Origin of the sequence: Pseudoflavonifractor sp. An184, assembly GCF_002160305.1 — a bacterium.
In the GTDB taxonomy this organism is placed as follows: domain Bacteria; phylum Bacillota; class Clostridia; order Oscillospirales; family Oscillospiraceae; genus Lawsonibacter; species Lawsonibacter pullicola.
On record NZ_NFKI01000046.1, the window covers coordinates 1 to 23877 of the forward strand.

Annotated in this window: 22 protein-coding genes; 8 read left to right on the forward strand and 14 right to left on the reverse strand. The window is 51.9% G+C overall.

Features of this window, described 5'->3' with window-relative positions; all coding sequences use genetic code 11:
* The 6 genes from B5F19_RS12925 to B5F19_RS12950 all read right to left on the reverse strand — a co-directional run.
* On the reverse strand, positions 1-764 hold a 764-nt coding region (locus tag B5F19_RS12925), incomplete at its 3' end, for a DUF2812 domain-containing protein (protein WP_162612582.1).
* Between the two features lie 41 nt (positions 765-805).
* Complete coding sequence (locus B5F19_RS12930) at positions 806-2083, reverse strand: DUF2812 domain-containing protein (RefSeq protein WP_087291123.1); 1278 nt, start codon at positions 2081-2083, stop codon at positions 806-808.
* Positions 2080-2796 carry a DUF2812 domain-containing protein gene (locus B5F19_RS12935; RefSeq protein ID WP_087291126.1) on the reverse strand — a complete coding sequence of 239 codons (717 nt, stop codon included), beginning with the start codon at positions 2794-2796 and terminating at the stop codon, positions 2080-2082. Before B5F19_RS12935 ends, B5F19_RS12930 begins: the two co-directional genes overlap by 4 nt.
* Before the next feature lie 61 nt (positions 2797-2857).
* Complete coding sequence (locus B5F19_RS12940) at positions 2858-4015, reverse strand: DUF2812 domain-containing protein (protein ID WP_087291128.1); 1158 nt, start codon at positions 4013-4015, stop codon at positions 2858-2860.
* Positions 4012-4326: a helix-turn-helix transcriptional regulator gene (locus tag B5F19_RS12945; protein WP_087291130.1), complete on the reverse strand. Its 315-nt coding sequence runs from the start codon at positions 4324-4326 to the stop codon at positions 4012-4014. The genes B5F19_RS12940 and B5F19_RS12945 overlap by 4 nt, the downstream gene beginning before the upstream one ends.
* A gap of 217 nt (positions 4327-4543) precedes the next feature.
* Complete coding sequence (locus tag B5F19_RS12950; protein ID WP_087291160.1) at positions 4544-5026, reverse strand: DUF4830 domain-containing protein; 483 nt, start codon at positions 5024-5026, stop codon at positions 4544-4546.
* Positions 5027-5203: 177 nt separating this feature from the next.
* Between B5F19_RS12950 and B5F19_RS12955 the strand changes: the two genes are divergently transcribed.
* From B5F19_RS12955 to B5F19_RS12980, 6 genes are all read left to right on the forward strand, one after another.
* Positions 5204-5920: a pseudouridine synthase gene (locus tag B5F19_RS12955; RefSeq protein ID WP_191342645.1), complete on the forward strand. Its 717-nt coding sequence runs from the start codon at positions 5204-5206 to the stop codon at positions 5918-5920.
* Between the two features lie 121 nt (positions 5921-6041).
* Positions 6042-7133 carry a helix-turn-helix domain-containing protein gene (locus B5F19_RS12960; protein ID WP_087291132.1) on the forward strand — a complete coding sequence of 364 codons (1092 nt, stop codon included), beginning with the start codon at positions 6042-6044 and terminating at the stop codon, positions 7131-7133.
* A 424-nt stretch (positions 7134-7557) separates the two neighbouring features.
* Complete coding sequence (ftsE, locus tag B5F19_RS12965) at positions 7558-8247, forward strand: cell division ATP-binding protein FtsE (protein ID WP_087291134.1); 690 nt, start codon at positions 7558-7560, stop codon at positions 8245-8247.
* On the forward strand, positions 8231-9121 hold the full coding sequence (gene ftsX, locus B5F19_RS12970; protein WP_087291136.1) for a permease-like cell division protein FtsX: 891 nt from the start codon (positions 8231-8233) through the stop codon (positions 9119-9121). Before ftsE ends, ftsX begins: the two co-directional genes overlap by 17 nt.
* 135 nt (positions 9122-9256) lie before the next feature.
* Entirely contained in the window at positions 9257-10492 is a 1236-nt protein-coding gene (locus B5F19_RS12975; RefSeq protein WP_087291138.1) for a M23 family metallopeptidase, read from the forward strand.
* A 261-nt stretch (positions 10493-10753) separates the two neighbouring features.
* Positions 10754-11632 carry an MBL fold metallo-hydrolase gene (locus B5F19_RS12980; RefSeq protein WP_087291140.1) on the forward strand — a complete coding sequence of 293 codons (879 nt, stop codon included), beginning with the start codon at positions 10754-10756 and terminating at the stop codon, positions 11630-11632.
* Positions 11633-11925: 293 nt separating this feature from the next.
* Here B5F19_RS12980 and B5F19_RS17215 read toward each other — a convergent pair whose 3' ends face one another.
* Positions 11926-12393 carry a hypothetical protein gene (locus B5F19_RS17215; protein ID WP_140394234.1) on the reverse strand — a complete coding sequence of 156 codons (468 nt, stop codon included), beginning with the start codon at positions 12391-12393 and terminating at the stop codon, positions 11926-11928.
* 970 nt (positions 12394-13363) lie between these two features.
* Here B5F19_RS17215 and B5F19_RS12990 point away from each other — a divergent pair.
* Entirely contained in the window at positions 13364-13753 is a 390-nt protein-coding gene (locus B5F19_RS12990; protein WP_087291144.1) for a TnpV protein, read from the forward strand.
* A complete protein-coding gene (locus B5F19_RS12995) occupies positions 13750-14013 on the forward strand; it encodes a DUF6809 family protein (RefSeq protein ID WP_087291146.1) in 264 nt (87 codons plus the stop codon). The genes B5F19_RS12990 and B5F19_RS12995 overlap by 4 nt, the downstream gene beginning before the upstream one ends.
* Before the next feature lie 34 nt (positions 14014-14047).
* On the opposite strand, the gene B5F19_RS13000 is transcribed toward B5F19_RS12995, so the two are convergent.
* From B5F19_RS13000 to B5F19_RS13030, 7 genes are all read right to left on the reverse strand, one after another.
* Positions 14048-15175: a hypothetical protein gene (locus tag B5F19_RS13000; protein ID WP_140394235.1), complete on the reverse strand. Its 1128-nt coding sequence runs from the start codon at positions 15173-15175 to the stop codon at positions 14048-14050.
* Positions 15150-16625, reverse strand: coding sequence for a DUF5677 domain-containing protein (locus B5F19_RS13005; protein WP_087291150.1), 1476 nt, complete (start codon positions 16623-16625; stop codon positions 15150-15152). Before B5F19_RS13005 ends, B5F19_RS13000 begins: the two co-directional genes overlap by 26 nt.
* A 162-nt stretch (positions 16626-16787) precedes the next feature.
* Positions 16788-18365 carry an N-6 DNA methylase gene (locus B5F19_RS13010; protein WP_087291152.1) on the reverse strand — a complete coding sequence of 526 codons (1578 nt, stop codon included), beginning with the start codon at positions 18363-18365 and terminating at the stop codon, positions 16788-16790.
* Between the two features lie 74 nt (positions 18366-18439).
* Positions 18440-19336, reverse strand: coding sequence for a hypothetical protein (locus B5F19_RS13015; RefSeq protein WP_087291154.1), 897 nt, complete (start codon positions 19334-19336; stop codon positions 18440-18442).
* 129 nt (positions 19337-19465) lie between these two features.
* Positions 19466-20728 carry a plasmid recombination protein gene (locus B5F19_RS13020; protein ID WP_087291156.1) on the reverse strand — a complete coding sequence of 421 codons (1263 nt, stop codon included), beginning with the start codon at positions 20726-20728 and terminating at the stop codon, positions 19466-19468.
* Between the two features lie 354 nt (positions 20729-21082).
* Complete coding sequence (locus B5F19_RS13025; RefSeq protein ID WP_087291158.1) at positions 21083-23392, reverse strand: DUF3987 domain-containing protein; 2310 nt, start codon at positions 23390-23392, stop codon at positions 21083-21085.
* 137 nt (positions 23393-23529) lie between these two features.
* Positions 23530-23763 (reverse strand): hypothetical protein, encoded by a 234-nt coding sequence (locus tag B5F19_RS13030; protein WP_033121804.1) that lies wholly within the window; start codon positions 23761-23763, stop codon positions 23530-23532.
* Between the last annotated feature and the right edge of the window lie 114 nt (positions 23764-23877).

Here is a 23877-nt window from a genome sequence, read left to right on the forward strand (position 1 = left end):
GGGGTGGGCCGGTCCGGGGTGAGGGTGGTCTGCTGATAGGGCGGAATGAAAACGCCCAGAGTCCCGACGCACCACAGGGTGATGGGGACGGCGAAGAAGGCCACCGTGCGGGCCAGGGAGCGGGGGCGCCGCTGTCCCTCCTCCAGGGGGACCCCCATGGCCAGCTTGTCCCGCAGCTTCCAGAGCTTCCAGAACCGGAAATAGACCACGGGGGTGATGACCAGCAGGGACCACAGGTCGGCCAGCAGGAAAGGGACCACATACTGGGTATCCAGCACCAGCTGCTCCAGGAAATTGGGCAGCGTCAGGGTGAGAGAATCCCGGTCAAACCCGATGGTGTAGGCCAGTTGGCCCAGTGCCAGGACCAGAAATGCGAAGAAAGCCCGGAGGTGCCGCTTGAGATACCGGTCGAACACGTAGCTCTGGGTCATGGGGTCGGTGTGGAGGTCCTCCGTCTCCGGGTCCTCCGCCCGATAGATGTAATAGTAGTGGCCGATAAAGTCCACGTACTCCCAGCCCATCTCCGCGTAGGCCTTGTTCTTGTCGTAGTCCAGGGACTGATCCCAGTAGGTCTGGGGCTCCAGGCGGTAGCGCACCCCGGGGGCGGGCTCCCCAACCCGGAAGATGCCGGTGCGGATGCCGAAGCTGTCCAGCAGGAACCCCTTGGCGGACATCTCCTCGAACCACTGCTGAAGGCCCGCCATGTCGTAGAGCTGATAGGGGATAGCTTTGCGGACCAGTTTATTTCCGTATTGATCGTACATAAACCAGCGCTTCCTTTCTCGTTTCTTTTTCATAAGTGCTGTCAGACGGCCTCCGCCGCCAGCCGATCCGCCAGCAGGTTCAGGGGTGTTTCCAGGTCGGGGCCCCGGACGGACAGTACGAATACCTGGTTTTCCAGCCGCCCGACGTAGCAGGCCCGGGGGTAGTTCTCGTCGCTGAACTGGTAGGAGAAGCGGGTGAGTTGGTCCAAACTGGAGTGGGTGACATCCTCCTCCCGGAAGAAGGCAAAAGCTTGGGCGTTGTTGTGAATATAGGGAGTATTTTTCTCCCAGTTTTCCCGGTACTCCTCCATCTCCTGTTTCCATTCCTGCACTTTTCCGGTGTACACCCACTCCGCCAGCTCCGGGGAGCGGGTTTTTATGTAGTTCAGGGACAACTGCGCCTCCCGGCTTACCCCGTTGGGGAGGCGGGCCAGGCCGGCTTGTTTGGTGTCGTACTGTTCCGGGGCCAGCCAGGAGTGGGCAAAGGTGCTGGGGTTGAGATAGAGATAGAGCTCCTCCTCCTGACGGATCTTCAGCTCTGTCCCCTCCGGCAAAATCTCCGAGAGGGTGACATGGGGGAAGTCCCACTCCGATTCATCGGACAGCCCGCGGATGTTTTCTCCGCCGAGCTGGTATCGGAAGGTCAGGATCAGGGCGACCACGATCAGCGCTGCCCCTGCCAGAAGGGACAGGGGTTCCCGCAGCTGAGAACAGACGAGCCGGCGAGAGGGAGGGACCTCCCCCTGGACCAGCCCCCGGCGCAGGCGGGCAAACTGCACCGTCCGGCGAAACACCGGGAGCACACAGGAGACCACGGCGGTGATCAGCAGAAGGTAGAGCAGGGCCAGCTCATTTTGCAGGATGAGGCGCATGGGCAGCACGGCGGGGGCGGTGATCAACAGACCCAGCAGATCCCGCAGCAGCCAGCAGGCCCAGAGCAGGATCACCATAACCCCCAGCCACTGCCGCCGGATGAGCTTTTTCATAGCCCAGCCAAAGCTCTCTGGGTCGGTGTACAGCTCCGGGGCCTCCGGGTCGTCACAGCGGTAGACGGCGTACAAATTGCCGATCTGCTCCACAAAGCGCCAGCCCAGCTCCCGGTAGTTGGCCGCCCGTTCCCGCAGCTCCCTCTCGTCCTTTCCGATGGGGTCCAGGCGGTAGCGGCAGTGTTTGGCCTCCTCCGAGGGCTGAAACTCCGCCCGGCCGTACCAAAACTTGGAGAACTTTTTCAGTTCATAGCCCTTTGCGGCCAGCTCGTTGAGCCACAGCTCGATCCCCTGGATGTCCCACAGGGAGTAGGGAAGCCAAAACTTTTTCATAGCGGCACCTCCAAAATCAGAAGCGGGAGAACTGCAATGATCAGGGCCAGGGTGAGAATCAGAAAGAGGAGACCGGCCAGTGTCACCGCCCCTTTCAGCAAGCCCAGCCTGCGGGCAGGAGGCAGGGGAGCGGTTTCGCCCTCCTCCAGCCGGCGGCAGGTGCGCCTCATCCCCCGCCACTCCGCCACGTCCAGGAGCAGCTCCAGCGCCAGAGAGGCCAGATAGAAGCACAGCAGAGGGGCGGAGAGGGAAGCGGATACTCCAGAGGAGAGCTTGGGGAACAAGACAAAGAGGTACAGCCCCGAGAGAAGGTTGAGGACCAGATTTTTCCACAGACTGCCCCAGAAGTGCCGCCGCAGCCCCTCCAGAGCCAGGGCCTTGGTCTCCGGGTCGGTGTAGGGCTCCGGGGCCTCCGGGTCGTCGGTGTAAAACAGCTCGCCCAGCTCGTTGGGGAGGCGGCGCAGATAGGTCCAGCCGGCCTCCTGGTACAGGTCGGTGAGCGCCCGGGCGGGCGGATCGGAGGCGCTGGCCCAGGTGCGGGCGGGCTCGATGCGGAAGCGGCGGCCCGGGCGGGGCTCGCCCCGGTCACACAGGGCCAGCGGCCCAAACCGGCACCGGACCGAGAGCCCCTCCCGGGAGAGCTCCTCCAGCCACCCCTCCTGGGCGGAGAGCTCGCAGTCTAAGTACGGGTTCCATTTGAGGACGGTTTTCATAGAAACACCCCCTGAAAATTAGGAGTTAGGAATTAGAAAATAGGAGTTGTTTGGGGCGGGGTTACCGAACCATGGCGGCCAGCTCCTCTATGTGGTCCGCCAGATTTGCGCTTCCGGTATACCGGGTCCGGGCGGCTTGCCCATTGGCACACACCGCCGCAGCCTGGAGACCGCTCTCCTCGTGGACTGCTATGGCACACCAGTCCACGCTGTCCAGTTTATACTCTGTGACGGTCCAGCCGTCCCTGTCCGCAATGGGGGCAGTCCACCAGGAGCTGCCCAGGCCATCCAGCCATATGCTGGTGCGCAGCAGGTCTCGGGCCAGGGGCTCCGCCAGAGCGGGAATTAGGGGGCGGTACCAGTCAACATCCATCCGAACCCAGTTTGTCCGGCCCCCCTCGATGCCGAAGGTTTGGATCTGGATCACCTCCCACTGGCTGTAACACAGGGAGAGGGGATGGGGACAGTTGATGACAGCGACAGAGTCAGAGCGGCCCTCCAGTTCGGACAGGAGGATGGGGGAGAAGTCCTCCTGGGTGTTTTGGGCAGGGGTGTTGTTAAAGTGATAGTGGAGCAAGAGAGAGGCCAGGAATAGGAGAAGCAGGACAAATTGGGCCAGATTGCTCCTGACGCGGTTGGGATAGGAAATCTTGTGGTCCATGGGAACGCCGTCCTGCAGGGACCGGACAACTGCCCGGACCCGCAGCCAGCTGCGGCAGCGTGTGAAGGTCTGGACCGACCCATATGCGATAACGGCCAGGAGGACCGGGTAGGAGATCACAGAGAGCACTAGGCCGGCGGCCAGCATCAGGCCGAACACAGCCAGGAGAAGAATAGCGTCGTGAAGAAACGCCCGTTTCAGCCGCTTTTCCACCTTCTCCAGCAGCATCCCCTGGAGAGACGGGTCAGTGTGGGGCTCCTCCGCCTGGGGGTCCTGGGTGCGGAAGATGGGCAGGTCAATGTTCCCAGCCCAGCACACGAACTCCCAGCCAAAGTCCCGGTACAGGTCCAGCAGGTCTTGGGGAGGCTCGTCGGTGTAGTAGGGCTTGCAGTATTCCATCCGGTACCGGGTGCGCTTTGGGCCCCCTTGGGCAAAGATGGAAAAGGTAGTGCCAAATTTCACCAGGAACAGCCCACGCAGGGACTGGTCCTCCAGCCAGCTCTCCAGCCCCTGGATGTCATAGGGGGACACCGGGGTGAATTTTCGGATGCACTTCATAAAATCCCCTCCTCCTCCGCGTCCATGAGGCAGGACCGCAGGCGGTCCACCTCCTCCTGGTACACCGCCCGCCCCTTGGGGGTGATGCGGTAGGTGCGCTTGCGGCCGTCCACCTCGGTCTCCTGGATGAGCTTCTCATCCTGAAACTTGCCCAGCAGGGTGTACAGGGTGCCGGGGCCCAGCTTGACCCGGCCGCGGGTCTTTCGTTCAACAAATTCGGTGATCTCTGTGCCGCACATGTCCCGGCGCAGGAAAGACATCAGGACATAAAACATAGGTTCGGTCAGAGGACCGCGGCTGTTTCCGCCCATCTGAACACCTCCTTGGGATGCAATATCGCGAGTCGATATCGTCTAATGATATTGTAATATCGCTTGGCGATATTGTCAATCCTGTGGGGAATATCTTGAAATATTCGGAGAATGATACAACTTTTTGAGGGGCTTTTTGTGGAGGCTGACCGGCCGGAAGGGCAGAAAAAAAGCAGCCCCAGGAGGGGCTGCTTGGATATGGAGGGAGAGGGGGCCGTCACGACCCGGCCGGCATGGCCAGCCCGTGGAGAAAACCGTCCATCTGGGGGGAGAGGACCTCGCCGCCAATGACCGTGTTCCGGTAGAGCATCAGATTGGCCTGGACCCCCGCCTCGCCGGTGGGGTAGTTGGTGATCTCATAGGTGTACCGCTTCACCCGCTTGCCGGCGTACTGCTCCAAATCGAAGCCCTGGCTGGTTTGGAGGGCCAGGTAGTCGTCGTAGCTCTCGTCCATCTCCTCCGGGATGAGCAGCTCCTCGGTGGCCAGGGGCTCCTCCAGCACCTGCCAGCCGTAGCCCTCCAGATAGGCCACCCGGTCCTCGTTGGACTTCACGCCCTTGGGGCTGGGGAGGCCGGAGGCGGAGGCCGAGGCGGCTTGGAACGCGCCGCCCCCCAAATTCAGCGCCAGAGCCGCGCAGCACACCAGCGCGGCGGCGGCCACGCTGAAGGCCAGCTTTCTTCTGGGCAGCTTTGCGGTCATAATCAACACAGCGCATATCTCCTTCCCGTTCCTGGTCTTTGCTTCATTCTTATGCGCCCCGGGACAGGGGTATGCCGGAGAGAGAACAAAAAAGTGTTGAATTTCCTGGAGCCTTTTGGTACAATAGACCGACGTGTGAAAAAACAGTCCAAATTTTCAAGAAACGGGGGCGGCGGTATGGCGCTGGAGCGGCTGGACAAGCTGCTGGCCTCCACCGGGCACTGGTCCCGGCGGGAGGTGAAGGATCTGGTCCGGCAGGGCCGGGTGCTGGCGGACGGCCGCCCTGCGGCCCGCCCGGAGGACAAGTTCGACCCGGAGCGGGTCCGGCTGTCCGTGGACGGCCGGGAGGTGGACTGCGCCCCCTTTGTGTATCTGATGCTCCACAAGCCGGCGGGGCTGTTGTCCGCCACCGAGGACCGGAACCAGAAGACGGTGCTGGATCTTTTGCCGGAGCACCTGCGCCGCCGGGGGCTGTTTCCAGTGGGGCGGCTGGACAAGGACACCGAGGGCCTGCTCCTCCTCACCGACGACGGGCCCCTGGGCCACGACCTGCTCTCCCCGAACAAGCATGTGGACAAGGTGTACTACGCCCAGGTGGACGGGACGGTGGACGCGGCCGACGCGGAGGCCCTGGCCCGGGGGATGGTGCTGGGGGACGGCCTTGCCTGCCTGCCCGCCGGTCTGGAGCCCCTGGGGGACGGCTCGGAGTGCCTGGTCACCCTCCGGGAGGGGAAGTACCACCAGGTGAAGCGGATGCTGGCCGCCCGGGGGAAGCCGGTGCGGTACTTGAAGCGCCTGTCTATGGGACCCATCCGGCTGGACCCGGCCCTGGGACCGGGGGAGTGGCGGCCCCTCACCCGGGAGGAGGTAGCAGCTCTGCGAAGGGGACAGTGAGTTTCTTGCAAGGTTTTGGTTGTTTTTCACAAAAAAATTGGGAAACCCTCTTGCCAAACCGGGGGGTCAACCGTTATAATGTCAATAGTTGTTTCAAGAGTTTTACTTGGGAGGGATCCATGTGTCCAGCAGGATGTTTCAGGGAGTGGTACTCCAGATGAAAGACAGCGTCGACCGCACTGTGGGTGTGATCGATGCAGACGGGATCGTGGTGGCGTGCAGTGAACTGACCTGCATTGGCGAGCATTGGTCCGGCGCGGTGACCGCCGTCAATGCCGCGGACCACGCCGCCGCCCATTTTGAGGGAAAGACCTTCAAGCCCCTGGCGGGCTGGGGGGCTCAGTTCGACTATGCCGCCTTTGTGCAGGGGGAGGACGAGATGGCCGGCTCCCTGTGCGCCATGGCGGTGGTGGCCTTCAACGGGGCCAAGGCCTACTATGAGGAGAAGCACGACAAGGCCACCTTTGTGAAAAATATCATCTCGGACAATATTCTTCTGGGTGATATTTATACCCAGGCCAAGGAGCTGCACTTCGTCTCCGAGGCCCCCCGGGCCGCCTTCCTGGTGCGCCAGCTGGGCCCCGCCGATGTGAGCACCATCGACGTCATCCAGAACCTGTTCCCGGACAAGCAGACCGACTTCGTCATCTCCATCAACGAGACCGACGTGGCTCTGATCAAGCAGCTGCCCGAGGGGGCGGACGCCCGGGAGCTCCAGCGCATCGCCAAGCAGATCGCCACCGCCGTCACCCAGGAGCTGGGCATCAAGGTGGTCATCGGAATCGGCACTGTGGTCAACCACATCCGGGATCTGGCCCGGGCCTACAAGGAGGCCGGCGTGGCCATCGACGTGGGCAAGGTGTTCGACACCGAAAAGACGGTCATCAACTACGAGAACCTGGGCATCGGCCGGCTGATCTATCAGCTGCCCACCATCCTGTGCCAGATGTTCCTTCAGGAGGTTTTCAAGAAAAACCCCATCGACGCCCTGGACCAGGAGACCCTGCTCACCATCAACAAGTTCTTCGAGAACAACCTGAACGTGTCCGAGACCGCCCGGAAGCTCTTCGTCCACCGGAACACCCTGGTGTACCGCCTGGAGAAGATCAAGAAGCTCACCGGCCTGGACCTGCGGGAGTTCGACGACGCCATCACCTTCAAGGTGGCTCTGATGGTCAAGAAGTACCTCATTTCCCGGGGAATCGAGTCCTGACAACTGTACAGAGTGCAAAAGGGGGCCTCTGTCTGCCGCGAGGCGGACAGAGGTCCTTTTTGTTAGGGGGGCTCCTCCGTAGGGCGGGGGCTTGCCCCCGCCGGGAAAAGAAATGCAGATACGGGACGGCGGCGGGGGCAAGCCCCCGCCATACAGTGCTGTGTTAGAGCAGTTGCGGCGGATGAGATTGCCCTAAAAAAGGTGACATAAAACCGAAAATTGCCATTGACAAAGAAAGGTTACGGGTGTAACCTAATAGGGCGCAGGATTTCCCGGGAAAACATTTCCACTTATTGCTTTGGGGAACTGTGAGAAGCGCATTTTCGTTTTGAGGACAGAGAGGCCGGCGCGCCCCGCCTCAGGACTGACTTTATTTGGGCGCATGGCGCGCCCCGACATAACTATATCGTGAGGACTATCTTACATGATACGCTTTATTGACGTTTATAAGGAGTACGACAACGGCACCAAGGCCCTGAAGGGCATCAACCTGCGCATTGACGACGGGGAGTTCGTCTTTCTGGTGGGGCCCTCCGGGTCCGGCAAGTCCACCATCATCAAACTCATCACCGGGGAGATCGGCCTCACCGAGGGCAAGCTCATGGTCAACGGGTACAGCCTGAACAACATCAGCCCCCGGCAGGTGCCCCTCATGCGGCGGACCCTGGGCATCATCTTCCAGGATTTCCGCCTTATCGACAAAAAGACGGTATATGAGAACCTGTCCTTCGCCATGCGGGCCATCGGGGCCTCCCCCCGGGACGTGAAGCGGCGCATTCCCTATGTGCTGCAGCTGGTGGGGCTGGAGCACAAGGCGGACCGGTATCCCGGCCAGCTCTCCGGCGGTGAGCAGCAGCGGGTGGCCATCGCCCGGGCTCTGGTGAACAATCCCAACATGATCATCGCCGACGAGCCCACCGGCAACCTGGACCCCCACCGGTCCCTGGAGATCATGATGCTGCTGGAGCGCATCAACGATCTGGGCACCACCGTGCTGGTGGTCACCCATGAGAAGAGCCTGGTGAACCGGTTCACCAAGCGGGTGGTGGCCATCGAGGACGGCCGCATCATCAACGACGAGACAGGCGGGTATTACAATGGCGAGAAGGTTTGATTTTCAGTATTACTGCAGCGAGGGCTTCCACTCCATCTTCACCCACGGCTTTATGTCCTTTGCCGCCGTGTGCATGATTGTGGCCTGCCTTCTGATCATGGGCTCCTTTTCCCTGGTGGCGGTGAACTTAAACCACATGCTGGGGGATCTGGAGGACGACAATCTGTTTTTGGCCTATGTGGACGAGAGCTATACAGAGGAGGAGGCACGGGCCCTCCAGAGTCAGATTGAGGCGGTGCCCAATGTGGGCCAGGTGGCCTTCGTCACCCGGGCGGAGGCCTTGGACGACTTCCGGGCGGGCCGGGAGGACAACCCTCTGCTGGCCGACCTGCCCGACGAGGTGCTGCGGGACCGCTTTGAGATCCATGTGGACGACATCGAGCAGCTCCAGGCCACCTCGGAGCAGGTGGACGAGATCACCGGCATCGCCGATGTGAACGCGGCCTACGATATCGCCCAGGGATTCGTCATGGTGCGGAACATCGCCGCCGGCGTGGCCATTGTGCTGGTGACCATGTTGGCCGTGGTGTCCCTGTTCATCATCGCCAACACCATCAAGCTGGCCTTCTTCTACCGCCGGGAGGAGATCGCCATTATGAAGATGTGCGGCGCCACCAACGCCTTTATCCGGTGGCCCTTCGTGGTGGAGGGCATGATTTTGGGCATGACCGGCGCCCTGGTGGCCTTCTTTGCCCAGTGGGGCATCTATGAGCTGGTGAGCAAGGCCATTATCCAGAACAACGGTCTGTCCCTCATCACCGTTCTGCCCTTTACCTCTCTGGCGTGGCAGTTTTTGCTGGTATTTATCGTGGCCGGGCTGCTCATTGGCGTGGTGGGCTCGGTGCTGGCCATTCGGAAGTTTTTGCAGGTATAAGGTTTCGTGGGAAAGGAGCGCAAGGCATGAGACCAAAGAAGCAGCGGATTGTGATGGGCATTTTGGCCGTGGTAATGGTGATTGCTCTGATCCTGCCCATGGTGAGCACCTTCTGGATGCGGTGAGGTGGCCGGCATGAGACAGTGGTGGAAAGAACACGGAAGAAAGTGGGCGTTTCGCCTGTGCGGCCTGGCCCTGACAGTGGCGGTGGCGGTCTCTCTGCTGCCCGAGGCGGTGGTGGTTCCCGCCTCCGCCGTGACCCAGGCGGAGATCGACGCAATGAAGGAGGAGGCCAACAGCCTCAAGCAGCAGCAGGAGGAGATCCAGGATCAATTGGACTCCTTGGCGGCGGATCGAGAGAACGCCATGGCACGCAAAACACTGCTGGAACAACAGATCAACGCCACCCGGGCGGAGATCAATACCATTGCCGCCCAGATCGCCAAATACGATGAGCTCATCGCCCAGAAGCAGGAGGAGCTCAGTCAGGCGGAGGCGGAGGAGCAGGCCCAGTATGAGCTGTTCTGCGAGCGGGTGCGGTACATGGAGGAGCAGGGGGAGGTCTCCTACTGGTCCATTCTGTTCTCCTCCAAGGACTTTGCGGACCTGCTGGACAACGCCATGATGGTGGAGGAGATCATGGACTATGACAACCAGGTCATGGACCAGCTCATCGCCCTGCGGGAGCAGATCGAGCAGGACAAGGCGGAACTGGAGACCGCCCGTCAGGAGCAGCAAGACGCCAAAGCAGAGCAGGAGGCCGCTCAGGCGAACCTCCAGGCTCAGGAGTCTGAAGTGGATGCCCTGCTCAGCCAGATCAGCAACCAGGAGGACGAACTGGAGGCCCGAGAGGCCCAGCTGCGGGCTGCCTCAGATGCGGCCACTGCGGAGATCGCCGCCGCCGAGCGGGAGCTAGCCGCACAGATTGCCAACGTGCCCAGCGAGTCCGGTTTCCTGTGGCCACTGCCTGGCCGGTATAATTTGTCCTCTTTGTTTGGCAGCCGGAAGCACCCCATCACCGGAAAGGCCAACAACCATACGGGAATCGACATCCCGGCCTCCAGCGGCACCAGTATTTTGGCCGCTAAGAGCGGCGTGGTGACCACCTCCACCTATAACAACTCCTACGGCAACTATGTGGTGGTAAGCCACAGCGACGGCACCTCCACTTTGTATGCCCATATGGTCCGCCGGAACTGCTCCAAGGGAGACACTGTCTCCCAGGGACAGGTGATCGGTTACGTGGGCACCACCGGCTCCTCCACCGGTAACCATCTCCACTTTGAAGTCCGGGTGAACGGCAGTCGTGTGGACCCCATAAACTACTTTACCGACCTGCCTCTGACCATCTCCGGGGTGTCCCTGTTCTGAGGTGTCTGACGGCCTTCAGGGAAAAGCGAAAGCCGGGCAGAGCGGCCCCAAAAGGGCCGCTCTGCCCGGCTTTTTTCATTGAGCTCACTATGCGGAGGAAAAGAGCGTGCGCGCAGCCGGTATGAGCGGTGCGGGCAGCGGGCCGTGAAAAGAGGAGCGGCTGGATTGACAAATCGCCCGGAGCGCCTTATAGTGGTAGAATAACCAGTCAGACCGGGCGGGAGGATTCTGAACCCGCATGAAAGAGAGGGGAGCGCATTCATGTACGAACTGATCCAGGTCACAGACAGAAGCTGTTATATCCAGTGTCCGGCCAAAATCGGCTTGGTTCGCCTGGAGGGAGACCGTGTCTGCCTGATTGACAGCGGGAGCGACAAGGACGCCGGGCGCAAGGTGCGGCAGATTCTGGACGCCAACGGCTGGCGTCTCACCGCGATCTACAACACCCACTCCAATGCCGACCACATCGGGGGGAATCAGTATCTCCAGAAGCAGACGGGATGCAGGATTTTCGCCCCCGGAGTGGAGCGCGACTTTACGCAGCACACAGTCCTGGAGCCGTCCTTTTTATACGGGGGCTATCCCTTCCGGGAGCTTCGGCACAAGTTTCTGATGGCCCAGGGGAGCGATGCCGAGGAGCTGACGCCCGGCTGTCTTCCGGAGGGGTTTGCGGCCATTGACCTCCCCGGACACTTCTTTGATATGGTGGGGTACCGGACGCCGGACGATGTGGTGTATCTCGCGGATTGCCTCTCCAGCCGGGAGACGCTGGACAAATATCAGATCGGGTTTATCTATGATGTGGCCCGGTATCTGGAGACCCTGGAGAAGGTCAAGGGGATGCGGGCGGCGTGCTTTGTCCCGGCCCATGCGGAGGCCGCGGAGGACATCGCGCCGCTGGCGGACTACAACATTGCCAAAGTCCACCAGGTGGCGGAGCAGATCCTCCATGTCTGCGCGCAGCCGCTGTGCTTTGAGCAGATCCTCCAGAGGCTCTTTACGATATACAATCTGACCATGACCTATGAGCAGTATGTGCTGGTGGGCAGCACAGTGCGCTCCTACCTGTCCTGGCTGAAGGATACCGGCCGGGCAGACGCCTTCTTTGAGGATAACCTGCTGCTGTGGAAACGAACATGAGATTTTTTCCACCACTGCGTCGTAACCGCCATTCCACCGTGAACTATAATGCAGGTAGGCCGCGAACAGGTCTGCTCGGGCAGATAAAAGCTGTAATGGATACGACCCTCAGAACTTTCGAGCACCTGGTCTACCGTGAATCCTTCCAACTCAGGCCAGAACACATTTTGCTCCAGCAACTCCGGTAGAGTACCCGCCGGGCGGATTACCTGCCCCTGTGTGTTTACCGCATCAAAGTTCTGTTCCAATCTGATTTTGGAATAGTTCAACCGTCTGTTTGTTGCTGATCCACCCTATTCAATCGCCATTCCCGCCGTTGTCTCCGGATACCATGCCCCAGGCCGTTCCGGAGTAGGATTATCGATCCGCTCTAACTGGAGGACTACATGCCGGCCGGGGACAGGCTGCTGATCTTCCCGTATCTGCATGGTGTCATTCGTATAAACCGCTGTGATCTTACAGCTTGGATGCTCAACTGCCTCATCAGAGAAACTGTAAAGTGTTTCAGCGTTGGCTTCCGGCAAAACAACAGGTTCCGGGTATTCAAGAAATACGGCGTCCAGCATGGGATTGGGGATTAAAGCATTTCCAGCTGCTCCGCGATCTTCTCGCGGGTTTTGGCGATCTCCTGGTCGATGCGCTCGATTTTGTTCCTGGACATAGTGAATCCCTCCAGTTACAATAGATTTACGGTTAAAGGCACGGCAGCCAGCCGTGTCTTTTATCGTCTTGTTGCCCAAGCTGTTAGAATGAGAGAGCAAGCGGCCTGACGGATCCCCTCCAAGGACTTTGCGTCCGCAGGAATGTCAGTCAGCCGTCCTCTCATTCGCAGCGTTCGATTTAACGTGCCTTTCCGTGATTTAGGCGCTGACTATTACGATTCCTTTAACCGAGACAGGAAGATACATGGATACCTAAAACGTCTGAAAGCGCTGGGCTGGGAACCTGATGCTCTGCCTGGCTCCGCCTGAATTAACAATTTATACTGTCAATTAGCCTACCCTCCGGGCAGGCCGGCTCGTTGTGCCTTTCTGGGGACGGGTTTTCATAACAAAGCCGCCACTTCTTTCGTAAAAAAAGAGTAACGGCTTTTTCTGATCCCGGAACATCAGTTCCCGGACATGCAAAAAGCGCCCAGCTGGAACACTGAGCGCTTTCGCAATAAACTCGTATTCATTTGTTCAGATTTGGTCAAACTCTGCCAAACCGATTTTGCATAAAAATTCGGAGGGGCAAAAATGCAAAAATGACCTCATGGGAGGGTGCAGGGGCAAAAAAGTTGTCCTATAATTTAACCCATTAGCCCTCATTTTAGGGGTGGTTGTCCTTTATTTAACCCATAAAAATTGGTTCAAAACAGGTCAGACCATGCCAAAACAGGCCAAACAATCTGAAAAGGAAAAACCCCGAAAACCGCATGGTTTCGGGGTTTTTGAGCTGTTTTGAATTGAAATCAGCGCTTGCTGAACTTCAAGGACTTGGTGCTGACCATGCCAAGCATCCGGTGATTTCTTCGCTTTCTACCTGATTTTTGGCTTAATACTGCGGTTTTTCTGTACATCAGATTCTAATTTTTATCCTCGTGCATGACGCACGAAAAACAAGTTTTGCTCCTTATATGCGCCTTGCGTATCGCTGCCCAGGGCGACGCAGGACAACAGTAGGGAAAGAAACCTGGTTGCTGTTCTTGTTATCACCTCAAAATTAAATTCACACACGGAGGACAGCATAATGGAAAAATACATTTTCGATCAAAGCAACGGCCTTTGGTATGAACTCCAGGGCGACTACTATATCCCCTGCTTAGTGTTGGATGAAGCGGGGACATCTCCTATTGGTATGTGGGGCAGAAAGCACCAGCAATATCTGAAAGAACATCGTCCTATGATCTATTCCGACCTTATTCTCAGCGGAAAGTTGTACAGCCATCTGGCTGACATTGACACTCAGGCACGAAACAAACTCCGCCTGCTTGTAACACGGCTGGCAGAGAAAGAGGGCATTAACGAGCAGTTGAAATCGCAGGACCAGATGGCATGGGTCGCTGCCATGAACAATATCCAAAATCGGGCGGAGGAAATCATCCTCCAAGAGCTGATCTATGGGGAGGATGCCGTATGAGACTTCTTGAAGAATTTTGGTATGGCAACATTGAACCGACCGAATACGACACAAACGCCTGCAAGGAATACAAGGAAGTGCTTCGCTTGATTACCCGGAATGAGGAAAAGCTTCTGGCTACTATGACGGATGAGCAGAAAGAACTGTTCTCTCGATATACGGACGCCGTTCGTGAGTATCAGACCATGGCAGAGCGCCTACTGTTCCAGAATAGCTTTAAGCTGGGTGCCAGGATGATGTTAGAGGTTATGGAAGAATAACGAAATATAGGGTATACGGTCAGCCGGGCAGTTGTTAATTGCTCGGCTGATTTTCTGCCAAAGCAATACTATCTTCTTTACTTAGAAAGTCATAGAATTTCTCCAACTCATCAATTACCAATTGGCCAATTGAATGTCCTAAGAAATTGCTCTCATTAATATTATGTTCGGTTAGAGTGCTGATCAGCTTTTCATTAAAGTTATACATCCGGTTCTTTTTTAAAAACTCTTCTAAGCAAACCTCTGCAAGCCTATCCTTATCACAAAGATGATGAACAACAAAAGCCACGCTCATTTTGAATCGAAGTAATGTTATTTGCTCTATATCTGACATACTTTCTGACAACAAAGAAATATAATGAAGCGAAACAGGATATCTAATATATGGAATACACCCATATTCTACGCATGACACAATAACATCTATCGCTTGTTGTATACATCCAAATACAAGTATAAAGAAATTATACGAGTCTGATTTATTCGCATCAATCATGTATTGTGTCTGTGATGATGCTATTCTAAATCGCTCTTTCAACGGAAGTGTGGAATCATCATCTTCCGAAAACATTACCAATCTTCCGATGTCTTCACGAGCAAAACGAACAATATCTTCGATACTGTTACACTTTATAAAATAGTCATTTAAGCTATTGATTCCATTAAAAAGACTTATAAATGCTTGTTCACCAGCTTTATAGAGTGAATTATGGTCATTTGACTGGTTAAGAAGCCTCAATGGTAATATGAGAATTTCTTCACGAACATTTTCTAACAACTTCAGATTATCTTCCGCCGTCACTCCAATTTGCTTATACAGAAATTCTGCATCTTTTCCTTTTGGCATTTTGGTTTGTATTGTTGAATATCTGATCAATGGATCATCAAGAACGTGCTTTTCTCCAATTATCAAAAAGGGTAAATGCTCATTATCATCAAAATCCATATAGGTTGCAGCCGTAAATACATAACTGTTTTCACCCGGAAACCAAGACTTTAGATATAGTTGTACTTCCTCAATATGACGAAGCCAAAACAGATTGATTTCATCTAACGCTTCTGGAGCATGGTGGCTTTTTAATTTCGGCAGCAAAGCTGCGAGTAGTGTCTTATATTCAGATTGGATCAATTGGATTTTATTCAATAATAGGTTCGATTCCAAAATTTATTACCTCATTTAACAACTGTTCTGGGATACCATAAAGCTCGTTCAAAAAAGATATGGTTTTGTTCATAACCATAACACAATCTGGTAAAACTGTTTTCAACCTTGTTTGATCATCAATATCCGGGACACAATGATATTTGTGCGCCGGATTGTTACATTTCAACAGAGAAGATTCACGAATGGCTCCCCACAATCCATGTTCAAAAGAAGAATCGTAGTCATAATATAGGCCATAAAGATTTTTCTCATCAACACTTTCTGCCTTGTTCCTTATGTTTTGCTTATCGAAGTATTTGGTGTCCATATCAATGAATTCTTCACCTTTGAATTCATTAACTAACGCTTCGATAAATTTTTCATCAAAGTGCGATTCGTCTGAAACGCCACTTTCTCTATGCCTTGCTAAAACCAACTTATACAAGCCCATGCCGTACAGCTGGTAATCACGCCATATATTATCGTGAGACATTTCGTTTTTAACGAGATATTTCATCATAATATAGTCTTCTATCAGGACACGTACACAACTTCTACCCGAGATAGAATTAAACAATTGATGCTCATAAATCTCTTTTAGCCGTTTATATGAATATGTAGCAATGCCAAGTAAAACACTCATTTTTTCGTCAAGCGGATTAGTTGTTATAAATAATTCTGAGAGATACGCAAAAACTTCATACAGTTTTTCCATATATGCAGTAATATTTCTTTTTTCCTCTGGAAATTCAATAGCAAATATACTGCAATCCGTCATTTCGCTTACACACCTCCAAAATTCCTTTAAATATGTAGAGTCAACTTTCTCAAAAGTCAAAATCATCATCTCAAGAGAACGTACCGAGGGACGAGCCATTCGCATTATTTCATCAGTGTGTTGAGATGTTGGATAAACAGCCAACAAATCCACCTGCTCTTTTAGAAGATGCACTTTTCCCGAAAGCAAATTGAAATAGAGGGCCACAAACCTAATATCAGTTGATTCATCAGATTGATGATCCATTATGTCACGCATTGTTTGAATTAGTGATTCGCACCTATCCTCAACGCTCTGATCGGAACAGTAAAAACACTCAGCAAAAATCGGCGCCTTGCTTGCCGTAAGGAAAATAGTTAATGGTACAAGTGCTTCTTTAGCCCCGATGTCAATGATGTAATCAAAAAAACTCTTTTGAATATCAATATTTAGTTTTAGTATCTGAGACAATCGTGCGGTATATAGATCGGGAGCCAATTTATGTAATGTAGAAATAATTCCATAAGACTTCTTTAGCCCTTCATCTCGTCCGTAATATTTCAAAATCAAGCCAATCCAAAGATACTCTGGCATACGACCATAAGTCCATGACTTCTCGTCTTCAAGTTCATGCATCAATGGCAATGTATTTATTGGAGCTATAAATTTCCCCTTTTTAAAGGTATGCTCAGATAATTTGCTATGTCTCATTGTTTATATTTCTTACCTTTCTATGACTTATGACGAGAGCTTAAAAGTTAGAAAAAGCACCACAATAAACAGTTTTGATTAAATAATTCTCACGGCATCCTATTTTGGGAAACTATCAACAAAGGCGACCGCTGCAATTCAGTCGGCCGCCTTCGCATATTCTTATTTCTGGTGCAAATAAATTTGACCGACAATAGTATTTATTTTGCTATGTAGTCTATCTGCATTTTCATAGTCAGCATTGAGTTCAAAAGAAATCACTTTTTCAACCATTCTGGTTATCTCTTCGAGAATAGCAGCAGAAGGCTCTATATATGGCAATTGCTTTATGTAATTTGATGAGTTGTTGGCAGTCGGGTTTATTGCATGAATCAGGTCATTTATTGTATCTGAATTCATTAACGCTAATAAATAGTAAAGTTTAGAATTATCTTTTGGAAAAATCCCTACGATTGATTGATCAAAGACATGATCAGCCATTAAAAAGGCTCGTACTGTTCTTGATTTCACCATAGGAATTCCTATACCAGTTTTAAAATAAAAAGATGAATTCTGAAATCTAGACTTTTTATTTTTGTTATAAAAGTCAATCGTTGGCTTATCCCAGCGGACAAACCACTCATCGCTTTGTCTCACATATCTTCTCTTAGATGCGCTTTTAATATAAGGTACATAACCTTCTTCAACATCTGGTATTCCATAAATTGAAGTACAATGAATTACTGTTGCCGGATCTATGACTTCGTAATTCTTGGCACCTTTAACATCTTTGCTGGATGCTCTAATAAATCTTAAATTGTCACCCGTGTAAAATCCCGTTACAACATCGGCTACATCTCCGAGTTTATGCGAAGTCTTAGACAAAAGTGTTGACATCTTAGATTCCGCCAAAATCAACCTACACTGCTCATTTTCAAGAATATCTCTTTGCCTAAATTTGAAAATCTGTAAATTATTGGGATAATTTTTTTCCTCTCCTAATAATGCGGCAAATTCGCTGGATGAATTGAATCCCTGAATAACTTTGAAGGTGTTTTCCAATGCGCTCTTTTTATCAGACCTTGCAAGAGTAATAATCGAAAGGTTGGAATACCCAAAACTGACACCAGGGAAAAATTTAGACGGAAAAATCAAAATTTCATCTATCTTAGTATTTGTAAATATTAATTCCCTCAACCGAGAATGCATATTTAAGAACAAGTAGGTATCTGGAATAATGAAAGAGAGCCTGCCATTCATTCTTAAAACAGAAATACATCTCAACAAAAATAATGAATATGTTTCTTTTACATAGTGTCCAGAAAACTTCTTTTTGAGCATTTCTCTCTTTTCATAGTCTTGCCATGCTCCATATGGGGGATTTCCTATAACCTTTGTATAATGACCGCCCAAGGAACCAAACACATCTAATTGTTTGTCAAATAATGTATCTGTTTGCTTTAACCACAACTGAGAAACACTGTAAAAATCTAATTGCTCGTCTAGGAGGGTATCCGTTTCTCTGACAACAACAGCACTGTTGTGCTCATACTTCTTTTTTAAAATAGAAATAGCATCACTATTTATGTCTAATGCATCTATTTGTACCGATTTATTTGTTTCTAATATTTCATCAATAAAGATTCCTTCGCCTGCAGATGGTTCAAGTATAATATCATTATCCGCAACAGCCAGCTTAGAAACCATATACTCAGTAATATCTTTTGAATTGGTGTAATACGAACACAATCTATCTTTCATAGCTTATCCCCCTGGAGGAATCAACTTAAGATTTATCTTAAGTTATATCTTAAGAAGATTGTATCATTAGTTACTCACCATGTCAAGTACTTCAAAAGGTCGTTACGCTCCAAATGCTGCTTTAACTCTATGCTTATGTCATTCTTCCAATCCGCATTTTCGTCAAGCCATTTGCGCATATCAAACCCAGTAAATTCTTTCATTGCAGCATAACTATCATTAGCACAATAAACTTCCCAGTATGGAGAATTTTTAAGTGTTTGTAAGTAATGGTTATTTTCGTCTTCAGACTGCCTTACAAATAAAATCGTTTTTTCAATTTCTCCCAGAGAATTATATATGCTTGCAACCAGTAGAAGCCGATTTGTGTTTCCTTTTTCATTTGAACTAAATCCACTTTTAAAATCACAATTATAGTGGATTCCATTCTGTTCAAAATGCAAGTCTAACCCCAGTTTAATTCCACCGCTATCAACCATGGTCCAAGGAATATCATATTGCCGCTTCAGCTCAGCTTTAATTTCTTCAGATAAATCCAGACTGTTGATATATTCTGCTGCGTTGCTTTTAATCCGTGTTTGCACTTCATCAAAATCCGGTGGATCAATTAGTGTAAGCTCATTAATTGGAAAATCGAACGCAAGCTTGCAAAACGGTTCCCACAGCTCACCGATTCGACGTGCAAATGCCATGTATTCATATTCCCAAACTTTGTTGCGGTATTCGAGCATAACAATATAAGACGCATAGGTTAAGAGGAGAATTTCATTCAACAACGCTTGGTTGTCCCAGTTTTCTTTTTTTGCTACATCATTGATACGATTAATTTCTTGCTCTCGATATTCCTTGATACGTTTATTGATTTCGCCTGCCTTATCCTTATGAGATTTCTTTGATTTAGAAAGTTCAACCAGTATTGAATCTCCTACATGCCTAAATGTCGATAACCACTCCGCCTTCGTTCTTATCACAATGCGTTCCTCCTCAGAATATAATTATTTAATTATACACCATATCGAGAAAACGCTCAATAAACAGCAATAGAAATAGGCCCCCTAAAAGGAGGCCTACCATACTTGTATTCTTTATCATTTGTGTATTTAGCGAACATTTTCTTGAGAGGACGCTTTTTCCCTATGCCTAGCAAAATACGACCACAAATTATTCCGAGAAATTACAGTTTCATAGCTGCGGAGCTTATTACGGAGATTATCATTTTCCTTCTCTAAATCCAATGTGCGAAGCTGACCACGAACAGACTTGTACTCTGCCAGCTCTGCGGTCAGTGCGGCGACCTTTGCTTTCAACTCACTTATCATTTTCATCGCTGCATCCAGAGCCTTTTGCAGCTTGGATTCCTTGCGCTCCTGGACATAGAACTTCTTTGCCGCAGCTGCCAGGTTTTCATATTCGGAACGATCCAGCATGACTTTTGAGGAAAAAGGAACTGTATGGGGTTCTATTTGCTCCACTTCCTGAACGGCAATCTGCTGTTTTTGAATCTTCTCAATCTTCTTTTCCAGAGAAGCTGCCTGCTGCTCTTTCTGCTGCGTTTGTGCGGTGAGTTGTTCCAATCGCTCCTGTTCTCGTTCCACCTTGAACTGTGTCACGGTCAAATGTTCCTCGGAACTGCCTCGTTCTCCACGCTCCACATCCGTATATCCGACGTTTCTCATGGCCTGGAAGAAATCATCCTGGAGGACGCTGTAAGACTTCCGCAGCACCGGCTTACCATTCTTCTGGAGAATGGGCGCGCCCAGTTCGTCCAATGCCGGTTTGGATAACCATTTTTTGCTGCTGCTCACCTGCATAATCGTTTCCTTGACGGTTCCCACAAGTGATTTGTCTTTGCACCTCTTGGACCAGAGGATCTGCTTCTCCACAACTGGAACATAAACCACATGGAGATGATAATGGAATACATCCTGCCCAAGCGCTTCGGACATAGCCCGGTTACGTTCATCGGCGTGCATAACAGCGGAGAGAATATACTGTTCGCCGCCAACGATCTCTATGGCAGCTTTGTAAGCGTCCTCATAAAATCGCTTGGCAAACTCATACCCACCATGGTTATAGAAGTAGGCGGAGTTTACATCAAAAATCAATTCCCCGTAAAGGTTGGCGTCTGATTTCAGACCACGGGTGGAGATTACACCGTCTTTTTCCATCTGAGCAAACATCTCTGCATATCCGGCGGTAGGTTTCTTAAAATGGATGTTCTGAGGGGTGCGTTCTGGTATAATATCTGGGTTAGTATAGGATTCTTTTTCTCGTTCATTGTGCCGCTGGGCATTTCCGATTTTGGCGGCAGTCAAGTTTACGTTTCTTGCACTGGTGCGGTCAATCCCGTCGTTTCTTGCCATAGAGCTCCTTTCACGTTTGTACGGCCTGCGGGCCGGGGTGCACTTCCTGCGGAAGTGTAATAACCCACTATGATACTTTCATCCTGCGGCTGCAAAGTATCGTGGGCTCTCCGAGGGGGGGATGCGGCTCCTGCGGGAGCCTCCCTGACTTGCGTGTGCTATCCACACAGCAAGCCAGGTGTGTCCGGCCTCCTTGCTCCGGTAAGCAATCCTGCCGGCCAGGGTTCGGGAAAATCCACCGGATTCTCCCGAACCCTCCATCTCCAAATCTGAGGATTTTTCGATGGGGACGGTGGTGCGATACCAGAGTGCAACTCTGTGCAGGAAATGCAATAAATGCAGATAATTCCGGTTTCATGCGGCGGGGTTCACGATGATTTTCACATCGGCTGGTCTGCCCACCGACTGGCGTTCCGGTTCTTCCAGCCGAATGTATCCATGTCCCTCCAGCAGTTCCAGCGTCGGAAAAATCTCCTCCGTTTTCTTGAAGAACTTTCCCCGGCACATCTGAAAAAGCTCTGAACGCTTGATCATCGATATGTTCTTCTTTTTCAGCTTTGCCAGGACAAATTTAGCTTTCTGAATGCTCAAGTCAGTACCCATCATGGAATAGGCGTAGGTGGAATGAGCCAGAAAGTATTTGCCGATCTGAATCGCCTTGCTCATCGTAGAAGCTGTTACTTCTGCTTTGTCATCTTCCATATCAGCACAGTGCAACAGTCCCGCAATCCGGAGTACGGCACCGATATATTTGCTTGCCCAATCGGAAATTGCCTGTCCCTCGCCAACCAGAAACTTCTCATGTTCCTGAAAGTAATCGGCCATCAGGTCAAAGGCTTTTTCGGAAAGGTGTACCGTCTGGGCATCTCCAGCAATCGGCAGAGCCATCAGGCGAAAAATCAAGCTGCGATAAGCGGCGGTTATTTCGAGCGGAATCGGCTGGGTACGAAAGACCCGGCTGCCAATTCTGGATGGTGGGGACGCATACAGGAAGCGGGCAATCAAGCCCCGCCCGGTCATGGTGGTATTGGACATGATTTCGTCCAGCACACTGGGCTGAATTGAGAGGATAGCCGACAGTGCCGGGTGCATGATGCACTCTGCTTCACGGGTCATTCGATCCACATAAATGGCATCTCCACAATGACCTTTCAGCCAGACATCAATGTTGGATTTGTTGGAATACCGTCCAGCCATGATGTCAAAGATGCCGCCTTCGGTGGAGATCACGGAGAACACTCCGTTGTTGGCTGCCATCAAGCTGGTTAGAGCTTCACTGGAACAATCGTCCGCAAAAAAGCGAACTGGCTTTAGTTCTGGAGTTTCTTCCAGCTGTTCCTGAAGCTGCCGCAGTTCCAGCTCCATTTCCCGGCTTTCCTTACGCTCCAACTTCTTTTGCAGACCGGAGATCTGGCGCTCCAGAGATTCCCGCTGCAAATGGTTTTCCCGTATTTCCATGCTGTGCGCTTTGTTATATTCCTGCTCATACTCATAGAGGAATGTGGTCATATCCCGCATGACGCTGGACTTTCGCTCCCCCGGTGCGGCGATCACCACTGTGTACAAGCTCAAAGGCTCACAGTATCCCGGCGTTCCCTCTATCTTGTATTTCCCTTGTAAGCAGGTAGCCAGCACACCCAGACTGATCACCGCTGCCATGTCCGGGGCAGTCTGACTGTGTTCGGCCACCGCACTCACATAATTTCGAATCACATCCGGGAGAGCGTCTACCGGAAATGCAGGCAGATCACTCCACTGTGGCGTCAGCGGAACAATAGGTTGAAAAACCGGTGACGGCTCCGCTTTTGGAGTGTAAATCTCCCGGCAATGCTCGATTGCCTTCTGAATGGTGATTGCACCATACGTTGTGCCGGATTGCTGCCGGTCCCATTTATCCCGCATCAATTCCGACTGCCGGAACATAGTGTCCATCTTGGCAGCATCCCGTCCTGTCCAAAAGGCGAGATGACTGCACAGTGCCAGATCCGCCTCTGATGGGGACGAATATCCCTCCAACGAACCGTTCCAAAGGGCTGTGAACGCTGCCCCATTCTTACTGCTTTTTGCCAGTTGCAGAAGCTGCTCCATGCTTAAATCAGAGTTTTTTGCATTTATTGCATTTTCTGTACTTACTTCCGGCCTGCGCATGAACTTGTCCAGCAGTGTTTGCAGTTCCTGTGTTCGGTCCCCGTATTCATAATCCTCACAGCGGTTGCCGGTCACCGTGACATATTTGTTGGTTGCTCCCGCCACATAAACCTCGATTCCGGCCTGATGGTTCATAATGTAGAATCGCTTGGTATCATATTGAAAGCCTTTTGCCGAAAAGAGGATGTGCAGACCGTTGCCGCTGGGACTGTACTCGGTATAGCTGTGCATTAAGGCCACAATTTCTGCGGCGGTCTGGGTGTAATAGCCGCTGTCCGAAACGCAGTTGTCCAGGTCAATCGCACAGATACCGTTGAAAATGCCAATTCCGATGCCATCATATCCACTGGCCTGCACTGCTGTTTTATAAGGTACGAAGCTGGAAGGATCATTGCTTTTCGCTCCCAGGCCGGTTTCCGGCTGGTATGGCACCTTCGTTTTCCTCCCATTCCGTTCCTCGTACTTCCAGCAGCAGAACAGACCATTTTGTATGATGCTGTCTGGTAAAGCTGTCAAATTCTGTTCCTCCTTAAACAATTGTTGAATTTGGCAGCTGTCGTGTTATAATATCCTTGCTGAGTGATAGTCACACGGCAGCTGCCGTTTGTACTGTCCGCCAAGAGTTCTCATCTGCCAGGATGAGGGCTCTTTTTTTATGCGGTTTCCGGCTGGAAGTATCCAATTTCCTCCCACACCTTTCTGTCGGGGCAGTAGTAGTTGTACTCGTTGGAGTTTTCCAGCTTGATCGCATAGCCGAATTTCAGGATTCCCTGCTGCAAACCAATGCGCACATACTGGGCATCCTTGTGCATGGCGGCTGCAATCTCGGTGATGGGGACATTGCGTCCAGTGAAGGGCGGCAGTTCGACATAAACTTTCTTCTCCATGTGAATGACCTCCTCGTATAATAAGTTTGAAAGTTAATAATTCAGATATCAGCAGGCTTAGAGATGCCCGTGATACAATAGCTGTAGGACAGCAGGGTCAAGTTCTCTACCTCC